The sequence below is a fragment of the Leyella stercorea genome, from assembly GCF_021531655.1.
In genome coordinates this window covers 106,317-116,502 of record NZ_JADYUF010000003.1, presented here as the reverse complement: position 1 = coordinate 116,502, position 10,186 = coordinate 106,317, and the positions used below count along the sequence as shown (strand labels likewise).

At 48.6% G+C, this 10,186-nt stretch carries 8 protein-coding genes; 3 read left to right on the top strand and 5 right to left on the bottom strand.

Going from position 1 to position 10,186, the window contains the following annotated elements:
• Positions 1-51 precede the first annotated feature (51 nt).
• Positions 52-906 carry a 4-hydroxy-3-methylbut-2-enyl diphosphate reductase gene (locus I6E49_RS01790; RefSeq protein WP_235400117.1) on the top strand — a complete coding sequence of 285 codons (855 nt, stop codon included), beginning with the start codon at positions 52-54 and terminating at the stop codon, positions 904-906.
• A 117-nt stretch (positions 907-1,023) separates the two neighbouring features.
• Here the strand turns inward: I6E49_RS01790 and ribH are convergent, their stop codons facing one another.
• Together ribH and I6E49_RS01780 are read right to left on the bottom strand one after the other, a co-directional pair.
• Complete coding sequence (gene ribH / locus I6E49_RS01785; RefSeq protein WP_235394605.1) at positions 1,024-1,500, bottom strand: 6,7-dimethyl-8-ribityllumazine synthase; 477 nt, start codon at positions 1,498-1,500, stop codon at positions 1,024-1,026.
• Positions 1,501-1,506: 6 nt separating this feature from the next.
• Positions 1,507-2,211 (bottom strand): tetratricopeptide repeat protein, encoded by a 705-nt coding sequence (locus I6E49_RS01780; protein ID WP_235394606.1) that lies wholly within the window; start codon positions 2,209-2,211, stop codon positions 1,507-1,509.
• A gap of 208 nt (positions 2,212-2,419) precedes the next feature.
• On the opposite strand from I6E49_RS01780, the gene recF reads away from it, so the two are divergent.
• Complete coding sequence (gene recF, locus I6E49_RS01775; RefSeq protein ID WP_235400116.1) at positions 2,420-3,526, top strand: DNA replication/repair protein RecF; 1,107 nt, start codon at positions 2,420-2,422, stop codon at positions 3,524-3,526.
• A 10-nt stretch (positions 3,527-3,536) separates the two neighbouring features.
• Positions 3,537-3,827 (top strand): DUF721 domain-containing protein, encoded by a 291-nt coding sequence (locus tag I6E49_RS01770; protein WP_235400115.1) that lies wholly within the window; start codon positions 3,537-3,539, stop codon positions 3,825-3,827.
• A gap of 75 nt (positions 3,828-3,902) precedes the next feature.
• On the opposite strand, the gene I6E49_RS01765 is transcribed toward I6E49_RS01770, so the two are convergent.
• The 3 genes from I6E49_RS01765 to I6E49_RS01755 all read right to left on the bottom strand — a co-directional run bounded on the left by I6E49_RS01765 (position 3,903) and on the right by I6E49_RS01755 (position 10,149).
• On the bottom strand, positions 3,903-5,729 hold the full coding sequence (locus I6E49_RS01765; protein WP_235400114.1) for a DUF4955 domain-containing protein: 1,827 nt from the start codon (positions 5,727-5,729) through the stop codon (positions 3,903-3,905).
• 81 nt (positions 5,730-5,810) lie between these two features.
• Positions 5,811-6,935: a glycoside hydrolase family 88 protein gene (locus tag I6E49_RS01760; RefSeq protein WP_235400120.1), complete on the bottom strand. Its 1,125-nt coding sequence runs from the start codon at positions 6,933-6,935 to the stop codon at positions 5,811-5,813.
• A 184-nt stretch (positions 6,936-7,119) separates the two neighbouring features.
• On the bottom strand, positions 7,120-10,149 hold the full coding sequence (locus I6E49_RS01755) for a chondroitinase family polysaccharide lyase (protein WP_262911496.1): 3,030 nt from the start codon (positions 10,147-10,149) through the stop codon (positions 7,120-7,122).
• Positions 10,150-10,186: the final 37 nt, after the last annotated feature.

The window sequence follows — 10,186 nt, the reverse complement described above, 5'->3', positions numbered from 1 at the left end:
GGGCTTTGTGGGGCAGTGAGGGGCTTTTGTGGGGCTTTTTATAAAATTTATATGAAAATAGAAATAGACGAGGGTAGTGGTTTCTGCTTTGGCGTTACCACTGCCATAAAGAAGGCAGAGGAGGAACTCTCTGGAGGCAATACGCTGTATTGTCTTGGTGATATTGTGCATAATGGTATGGAGGTGGAGCGCCTGCATGCCAACGGATTGATAACTATCAATCATGAGGAGATGCGTCGACTGCACGATGTCAAGGTGCTGTTGCGTGCGCATGGCGAACCGCCTGAGACCTATGAGTTGGCAAAACAGAACAACATAGAGATAATAGACGCTACATGTCCGGTGGTGCTTGCACTGCAACGCCGCATCAAGCGCCAGTATGACACCAATCCCGAGGCACAGATAGTAATCTTCGGCAAGCGTGGACATGCTGAGGTGTTGGGACTGGTAGGGCAGACCTCAAGTCATGCCATTGTAGTAGAGAAGGTGGAAGACGTGAAGAGTCTTGACTTCTCGCGCGACATCTATCTGTATTCGCAGACCACTAAGTCGCTCGACGGGTTTCATCGTGTCATAGAATACATACAGGAGCACATGAGTGAAGAAGCTAAGTTCCAGAGTTTTGACACCATCTGCCGACAGGTTGCCAACCGTATGCCCAACATCGCTACGTTCGCCTCACGTCACGACCTTGTACTGTTTGTGTCGGGACGAAAGAGCAGCAATGGTAAGGTATTGTTCAAGGAATGTCACAGCGTCAATCCTAACAGCTATCAGATAGAAAGTGCTGATGAGATAGACATGGCGTGGTTTACCGACGAAGTTCATACCGTGGGCATCTGTGGAGCCACAAGTACTCCCAAATGGCTTATGGAGCAGTGTAAGGAGCGTATCGAGCAAGGCTGATACCAAAGACATAATACAGCTGTAGCTGCAGCCGAAACATACATAAACAGAAAAAGCTCAATATCCAAAACATTATGGATATTGAGCTTTTTAAGTATTCTATAGTTAGATAAAATCTTAGAACTTTGCCATCTTAATGGCGTCGATTGCGCATTCGTCGCCCTTGTTGCCATATTTGCCACCGCAACGGTCGAGAGCCTGCTGCTTGTCGTTAGTGGTAAGCAGACCATATATAATAGGTATCTCGCTTGTGGTGTTGAGTCGTGCTATGCCTGCTGTAACGCCCTGACAGATATAGTCGAAGTGAGGAGTCTCGCCACGAATCACGCTGCCAAGAATAATCACTGCGTCGTATCCGCCGTGCAATACCATCTGATGAGCACCGTAGATAAGCTCGAAGCTACCCGGAACGGTCTTCACGTGGATGTTCTCAGGCAGTGCACCGTGCTTTTCAAGAGTCTTAACGGCTCCGTCGAGCAGTGCACCAGTGATGTCCTCGTTCCATTCGGCTACAACGATACCGAAGCACATGTTGCTGGCGTCGGGAATAGCATTGAAGTCGTAGTCGGAAAGGTTGTGAAGTGCTGTTGCCATGATTTATTATTTCTCAGTGATGCGTTCGATGTACTTGTCAATCTCTGCAGACTGTACAATCTGTGAGTTTACGTACTTCTTCTTGATGTCCTGATAGATCTTGAGTGCCTCGTCGTTCTTGTTCTGGCTCTCAAGCAGCTGTGCAGCCTGGATGAGAAATGTAGGTGAGAGGCTGTTGTTTGTGTCGTCAGCAGCCTTGCTGTCAGCCATGTCGGCAGCCTTCTTCAGTGCTGAGATAGCCTTGTCTACATTGCCTGTATTGGCATAAGCGTTGCCGAGAGCTGCCATAGCAGCAGGGCTGATCATAGCGTCGCTCTTTGAAGAGAATTTCTCAAGAGTTGTAACTGCCTCGTTCCACTTGCCAAGGTTGGCGTAGCAGATACCAGCATAGAGGTTAGCGAGGTTGGCAGCGTCAGTGCCGCTGTAGTCGCTTGCTATCTTGATGAATCCAGCGTAGCTTGCACCGTCACCGTTGAGAGCCTTGTCAAACTGCTCCTGATTGAAGTACTGCTGACCCTTTGCCAATGCTGTGCTTGCCTTGTCCTCACGCGGACCAGCAACATAAGCGTTGTACATAATTACACCAGCTATGATAACGATGATAGCTGCTACTGCGATGAGAATCTGCTTCTTGAACTTTACGAAAATTGCTTCAGATTTACTGGGGGTCTCTACGTGTGAGTTAGCCCCAAAGTCGATTTTGTTTGCCATTTATTGTTTTTTTTAGATTTCTGTATTAATGCATAGCTGTGCAACTATGTCCAAACATGCTTATTTATTAGTATTTTTTTATGTTGGATAGTAGGCACAAATGCGTCGCAAAATTACTCAATTTATCCCGAATATTGAAATTTATTGTCCCTTTTTTTCTTTTTTCAATAATAAATGGGGTAACTTTGCACAGTAATAGTATAAGTGCATGATATTAAATAAAATTTCCATACTAAATTTCAAGAACATTCGTGAGGCGACACTCGATTTGTCGCCTAAGATGAACTGCTTTCTCGGACACAACGGCGAGGGTAAGACCAACTTTCTCGATGCCGTTTATTATCTTTCGTTCTGTCGCAGTTCGTCCAATCCTGTCGATTCGCAGATTATCACGCATGGCGAGGACTTCTTTGTTCTTGACGGACGGTATGAGAATGAGTCGGGCGACCCTGTTGATATCTATTGCGGCATGAAGCGCGGCACCAAGAAACACTTCAAGCGCGACAAGAAAGAGTATAAGCGTCTGTCGATGCACTTGGGACTTATACCATTGATATTTGTTTCGCCCGACGACACAACGCTTATTTCGGGCGGAAGTGAGGAGCGTCGCCGACTTATGGACGTTGTTATATCGCAGTATGACAATACCTATATCGAAGCCTTGAACAGTTATAATAAGGCTCTGCAGCAGCGCAACGCCTTGCTCAAGATGGATGATGAGCCTGACGCTTCGTTGCTTGATATCTGGGAGATGGAGATGGCGCGCCATGGCGAGGCTATTTTCCATGCACGTGAGAATTTCGTAGAGCGTATGATTCCTGTGTTTCAGGAGATATACAGTCACATTTCGGACGGACGCGAGCAGGTGTCGTTGCGATATGTGTCGCATGCGCAGCGTGGTCCGTTGCTCGATGTCATTCAGCGCGACCGCTTCAAGGATCGTGCCGTTGGCTATTCGCTGCATGGTGTTCATCGCGACGACCTTGAGATGTTGCTCGGCGACTACCAGATGCGACGTGAAGGTTCGCAGGGTCAGAACAAGACTTACGTCATTGCGTTGAAGCTCGCACAGTTCGACTTTCTGCGTCGCACGTCTTCGCTTACCACGCCACTGTTGCTTCTCGACGATATTTTCGACAAACTTGATGCCCATAGGGTAGAGCAGATTGTCAAGCTCGTATCGGGCGACGGCTTCGGCCAGATATTCATAACTGATACTAATCGTGACCATCTCGACCGCATTCTGCAGAGTGTAGGCTACGACTACAAATTGTTTGATGTAGAGGGTGGAGAGATCAAACCACACACGCTATAAGATAAAGACAATGTTCAGACGTGATGTTCAATCTATCAGCGACTTGCTGAATATGTATTTGCGCCGCGAGGGACTCGAAACTCCCTTGCTGCAGAAGCGTGCTGTGGATGCTTGGGACACGCTTATGGGACCTTCTATTGCCCGCTATACGGGCGAGAAGTTCATCAAGAATCAGACTCTTTTTGTCAAGATTCTCAATCCTGCGCTTCGTCAGGACCTCACCATGATGCGCTCACGTATTGTGAAGCGTATCAATGAGTCAGTGGGCAGTCAGGTGATTGTTGATGTCAGGATATATTAGGAGGCTATGGCGTCCCCGCCATAGCCTCCTAATATTTGCATTACAAAAAAGTTCAATGTGTAATGCCTGCAACGTTTACATAACGCCGTTAAGCATTTTCTTTCCTTTCTTCACGACAACGCCCTTATAGTTCTTGCCTACAGGCATACCGTTCAGATCGTATGTCTTGTTGTCTGAGTTGTCGGTATTCTCAAATGTTTTAACCGACTCAATACCAGTTGTTATGTTCTTGGCATCGATAAGCCATTGCGGTGTACTTCCAAGTCGACGTGTAAGCTGTGCCTCATAAAGCGAACCTGGCAAAACTTCCTTACCCTGGTTTTCGTTGAGTTTCATCTCGTCTTCCTTGAACGAAACGTTTTTGCCGTGGAATCCAACGAATGTAGGAGGAAGCGTCTTATACCAGCCGTTTTTTTGATCGTATATCCACCAGTTGAATTCTTTTGGGTCGTTAGGATTTGTGGCAAGGCAGTTGAAGTTCCACATTGTCAGGTCGTCCAAATGATTGGGCAACTGATCAAGGGCACCACCCATACGGAACTGCATAAATCCACCGCAGCACTGGTCGAAGAGTGAAGCACGTGGCTGAGTGGCGTGGCTTTCAAAGCATGAGTCGTCGCCCCAATGACACTGCCATATCACGTTGCCTATGCTCTGCTTTGAGATGCCGCAAGCATGATACTGTCCGAGGTTCTCCTTATACTCTTTGAATTCTTTGTCGTCATTCAGATAGCCGTTGCTATGATCCCATACCTTGCCGATAAATCCGCGAGCAGAATATTGCATACGTACCGATGAGTGTCCACGGTTGCCGCTTATCTCAGAGTCGAGCAAGAAGCAGTTGGCACATTCTGAGAATGTCATACATTCGCTGATGCTGATGAAGTCTACACGACGCACCCATGAGTTAACTTGTCGCATAAAGTCGAGCGGCTTGTAGGCTCCGTCGTCTTCCCAACCTGCGTGGTGATGGAAATTTTTCTTGGCTTTTCCTTTGAAAGTAAGGTCTTCTACACCTACCTCTTCATAGTGTAAGTATGTCGTTATCTCCCATCCGTAGGCAGGATTGACAGCGTGCATGATAGGTTCTTCAAAGACGATGCGATTTCCGTCTATTGACTTTATCTGATGGCGGTCTACTACGTTAACACCTTTATTAATAAGGTTTGTCATAGAACTTTGAACTGGATATGGTTTAAGTTCTTCCTCTATGACTTCCTTGTCATTGTTAAGTAAGATAAGTTTCACCCAATCGCCAACTTTCAATTTTGATGCGTCTACTACCTCAATCGACATGTCGCCCTTCTTGGCAGAACCTGTCACTTTAGTAAGCGGTGAGTCGCCTTTACCTCCATTATGACGGATAGAAATCATTTTAGGCGAGCTGTACATAACATTTGGGTCGGTAGGCAGCATAGGGTCTTCCATTGTGAGGAAGGTTTTGTCGCGTCCGGCACCCTTGATGATAACGTGTCCCATCACAAGGTTTAGGGTGTTTGATGTCACCTTGCCTGTTTCTGCGTTTGTTGTATTGTCGTCTTTAGAGTGCAGAATATACTCACCCTCGGGGAAATAGATAATGGCTTTAGCATTAGGCTTGCCTCTGCCTATTTTATTAATAATATCCTCAAATGCTTTACGGTCAGACTTTCCGTCGTCACGTATAGCGCCATAGTCGCATACATTATATACTTTATAGCCAAGTTTCTTGGCAAGTACATTCACGTCTCTTTCGTCAACAGGCAGTTCGGTGCCGTGATGATAGCCGGCATACGAGAAGTCAAGCAGAACATTGTCGTCTGCATTGTTCACAAACTTCTGCCATGCCGGTGTGGTGGTTTGGGCATGAAGCGAAGTTGTGGCGGACAAAGCCGCAAATAGAATGGTAAATAGTTTTTTCATAAGTAAAAAAGAAGCCCCACCCCCTGACCCCTCCCTGCGGGGGAGGGGTCAGGGGGTGGGGCTTTGGGTTTTATTTGTTTATTATCTTCTGTTCAAAGCCTCCAAGAAGTAGTAGTCGGCATAGTTCAGAGGAACGTCGATTTCGGCACCGTGAGGAATACTACCTACAGAGTGCATAAGCAACCAGCATCCGTTCTTGCCAAGCTCAGCGAGGTAAGCAGGTGAAGAGAGCGATGTCATGATGCGGTCAGCAAGGCTATGGTAGCCGTTCTCGGGCAGATACTTATCCATTTCATACAGAGCAGAAGCGATGCAGGCAGCTGTAGAAACGTCGCGCGGCTCGTTAGGAATATTGGGAGCATTTAGGTCCCAGTAAGGAACGAGGTCGTTCGGCATGTTCGGGTGGCGCAACATCATGTTGAGTGTGCGTACAGCCTGGTCGAGATACTTCTTGTTCTTTGTATAGCGGTAGCAAACTGTGAAGCCGTAGATAGCCCAAGCCTGTCCGCGTGCCCATACACTCTCGTGAGCGTAGCCCTGAGCTGTGTGCTTGTGCAGAACCTCACCTGTGTTGGGGTTGTAGTCGATTACGTGGTAGCAGCTGCCGTCCTCGCGGAAGTGGTTCTTCAGAGTAGCGTCAGCGTGGCTTGTTGCCACCTTCCAGTATGTAGAGTCGCCACTGAGCTTTGTAGCCTCAAACAGAAGTTCAAGGTTCATCATGTTGTCGATGATAACCGGACAAGTCCATCCGCGCTTCGACTGCCATCCGCGGTCAACATTCCATGACTGGATAACGCCAGCTCCCTTGCGGAAACGTGTGCTGAGCGACTTGGCAGTCTGAACGATTACCTTCTTGTAAGCCTTCGAAGGATTGATGCGGTAGCCGTTGAGGTAGCTGCTGCCAATCATGAAGCCAACGTCGTGGTGCCATGTGAGGTACTGTATAGAGTCGAGGTTCTCAGTGAATCGCTTAGCCTGTACTGCCCACTGCTTGTCGCCTGTGAGCTTGTACATCTCCCAGAGGTCGCCAGCGAAGAAGCCTGAGCACCAGTCGTCGATAGGAACACAAACCAGACGGCCCAACTTGTCGATAGTACGTGGGTTGTTCACCTTGCCCTTGCGACCTACCTGGTCGAGCATGAGAGTGTACTGACGAGTAGCGAAGTTAACGTCGTCACTTGCTGTCTTGTCCATGCGCTGCTTCATTTTCTCGCAGCCAGTCTTGCAGCACAATGTCTTGCCACACTCTGTCTTCTCCTTGCAGCATTCTTTCTTAGCTGTTGTCTGTGCAGACATCGGAAGGAAAGTAGCTACCATGAATAAGGCAGCAATTGTCTTGTTAATGTTATTCATTTGTTTTGTTATTAGTTTTTTATTTCTTTATTACTATTTATTTCTCCAGCTCTACATTGAAGCTCAATCCGTCGGTGCATACAAACTCGATAGTTGTCGACTTTTTGGTCTGCTCTACGAGTTTGATGGCTTCGTTACCAGTGAAGTTCCACTTACCGCGCAGTGTCACGCGAACGGGAATCTCCTGGCTTGCGTTGCTGCGCCATTTGCGGCTGTATACGCTACGCTCCACACGTTTGCCGTCCTTGTATATGTCGTCGTTTGGTCCGCGATAGAGCGCCAGGTCGGGCTGTGTCACGGTGAGCAGCATCTTCTTGGAGTTTATCATGCGTACCATTGCCAGACATGTGGTGTCTGCCTTGAGCAGCGGACCGCCGGGCAGTACGTCCTTCGGAGTCTCGAACAGTACATACGATACGGTGTGAGTAGCGTCAGAGCTTACGATGTGAGCCTCGTTGTCGGCGCGCAGTACCTTGTAGGTAGGAGCGGCAGCGAAGGCGTCAATCTTCTCGCGTGTGGTCTGAGGGATAACAGCATACTCGTACGAAGCGTTCTTCGGAGCCTTACCGTGGTCGAAGTAGAGCGATGCCCACTGTCCTTCGGTCTGCTTGTCGGTGTTCTGCATACGTGATTCCTGCTTTACAAGACCTGTGAACTTAACCGGTTGCGGAGTATAATATCCCGTGCCAGCGTGGTCGAGCCATGACTTGCCGTTGCCTACAGCGTAGTTCTTCCAATAGTTCTGTGCCTTGCCGTCAGTAGCAGCCATCTGGAATACTGTTGTCTCAGTGTTGTGCTTAGAGTCGGTATTCTCAATGCCAGTGCCGAGACAAACAATCACGTTGTCGAAGAAGTGGAACGACTTGCGTGCTCTATGCGATCCGTCGTACTTGTCATGCTCGTGCAGCTTCATTCCAAAGTTGCCGTTTACGCCACGCTGTGAGAGTCCGCCTGCAAAGGCTTCGTCCGATAGCAGCATTTCTTCTACACCCGAGAAGGTGTCCACGTTGCGTACCTGAGCCTTCAGTTCTGCCCAAGGCAGATGGATAGATGTAGTACCTGGTATGCGGTTCCAGTCAAATCCAGGCTGTTGCCATCCGCTTGTCTTCGGTGTAACGTCGGTTCCTGTAGGTGCAGTCAGAATCTGCAAGCTTCCGAATCCGAGGTAGCGACCGTAAAGGTTCTCGCCGATGTAGTGCTCGGCATCCCACAGATAGCGGCTGTGTCCGCGTACCACTGCCGACCAGTTGTTGCGTCTCTGTACCGATACACAGGCATAGCCCAGTGCCATATTGCCTTGCGGATCGTCTTCGGGAGTACTTCCCATTGTTACGATTTTCTGCTTTATCTTCTTGTCGAGTACGTTCTTTACGTTAGTGGCAAGTCGTAGATAGGCGTTACCCATCTCACGGTCGAACCGTTGTTTGCCGTCGGGTGTGCCTGAGAGAGCCATGTAACCATAATGTATCGGCATTAGCTTGCCCTTGCCGTCGGGATGTCTGCCCGACATAGAGAGTGGGAACTCCAGCTTGTTGCAGTAGAAACGCATAGCCAGAAGCGCGTTCTTTACAGTCTGATGAGCCAGTTCACCTACTGCAAAATCGGTTCCGCTGAACAGGTATATCATCTGTGTTGCTCCGCTCAGTCCTCCGATAGCATATGCAGGATAGTTGTTGCAGTGATGATAAGCAGAACCGTCAATCTTGAACGAGTCGTTCAATCCTTGTGCCGGACGGCAGCCCCAGTCGAGCCAACGGCTGCAAGAGCGCAGATAGCGTAATTTCTCAGGCGAATCGTCCATGAGCAATATGCTTGCCATGCAACCCTGTGCGGCGGTATTGAATGTGTCCATGTCCATACCGTTTTCTACTGGTTTTGTGTACAGCTCGTTGGTCTGCGAGTACCATATCATGGTGTTCACAGCCTCTTCAAGCTTACCTTCCTCGCGCAGCACATCCTTCATAAGGAAATAGGCTGAATACATGTTACGCAGCGAGTAGCCATAGTGATGTACATTGCCCCAGCAGCTGCCCCAGCACACACCCTGGTCGGTTATGTTGTCGTACATGAGTAGGAACATCTTCTTCAGTTCGGCCTTGTCGGAAGCTTCGGTAGCGTTGTTCCATGCGAATGCAATCTTCTGCATAAGATTGAAATACTCAAGCATTTCAAAACCCGTGCGGGTCAATATGTTCTTGTCCCACGGCTTGATGATGCGCTCGTAAGCCTCGGCGTGGCGTACATACCAGATAGGTGTACCCGTGATGTTGCCGTTCTTGCGGCTGATGTTGTACTTGGCAAACTTCGAGCGAAGCTCGTCCATGTGCTTCGGGTACAACTTGCTTGGTGTATAGATGAGTTCACGGAATCGCTCTTCGATAACCTTTATCTGTTGGCGGTTCTGCTGTGTGAGTTCGGTCAACGGAATATCGGGCTGAGTATTGTAGTTCTTCAATACCACAAGCCAATGGGTCTTTGTCTTCTTGTTGACAAAAGGAATCTGCATATCGGCAGTCTGCTGACGCGGGTCTACCTTGATGGCAGTGATGAGATGGTCGAAGTAGAGCTTGCCCTTAACGTCGGGAGCGTCGATACGTATCTCGTTCATGCCCACTTCGGGAGTGCCCTCCATGTCGCGTTCGTAGCAAACCCATATACCACGCCAACCACGGAAGTTGATGTTGACGGGAAATGAGGTGCACTGCTTGCCGTCCTTCAGGAAGTTGAAACGGATTTGTTTGTCCTTCTGAGGTTGTTCGTTGTATACCCATACGATGAAAGCCGACAGATAGTTGTCGACACCGCTCTTGTCGAGCGGCTCAAACTGCAAGTCTTTCTTTATTGACAGCGAGGCACCTGGCTGGAATGTCCACTGCAATGAAGTCTTGCCGTTTCTCCAATGCGCGTCACTCAGTTCAACGGCCGACTTGCAGGTCTTGATATACGAGAGTTCCTGCTTGTTCTCAAACGAGAACATACGAGGGTCGTCGTACATCTGGGCTTGTGCTGTTGCACATACGCCGCTTAAGCCGATGACGGTGGCGAGTATGTTGTTCTTTAGGTTCATTTTGATATCGGATTTCGTTTCTTTTATGAGCTTAAGG

Bases quoted from the DNA above. Each gene is read 5' to 3' on its own strand.
- recF (WP_235400116.1), top strand. From the start codon at position 2,420: ATGATATTAAATAAAATTTCCATACTAAATTTCAAGAACATTCGTGAG.
- I6E49_RS01780 (WP_235394606.1), bottom strand. From the start codon at position 2,211: ATGGCAAACAAAATCGACTTTGGGGCTAACTCACACGTAGAGACCCCC.
- I6E49_RS01760 (WP_235400120.1), bottom strand. From the start codon at position 6,935: ATGAAGCAGCGCATGGACAAGACAGCAAGTGACGACGTTAACTTCGCT.
- I6E49_RS01765 (WP_235400114.1), bottom strand. From the start codon at position 5,729: ATGAAAAAACTATTTACCATTCTATTTGCGGCTTTGTCCGCCACAACT.
- I6E49_RS01790 (WP_235400117.1), top strand. From the start codon at position 52: ATGAAAATAGAAATAGACGAGGGTAGTGGTTTCTGCTTTGGCGTTACC.
- I6E49_RS01770 (WP_235400115.1), top strand. From the start codon at position 3,537: ATGTTCAGACGTGATGTTCAATCTATCAGCGACTTGCTGAATATGTAT.
- I6E49_RS01755 (WP_262911496.1), bottom strand. From the start codon at position 10,149: ATGAACCTAAAGAACAACATACTCGCCACCGTCATCGGCTTAAGCGGC.
- ribH (WP_235394605.1), bottom strand. From the start codon at position 1,500: ATGGCAACAGCACTTCACAACCTTTCCGACTACGACTTCAATGCTATT.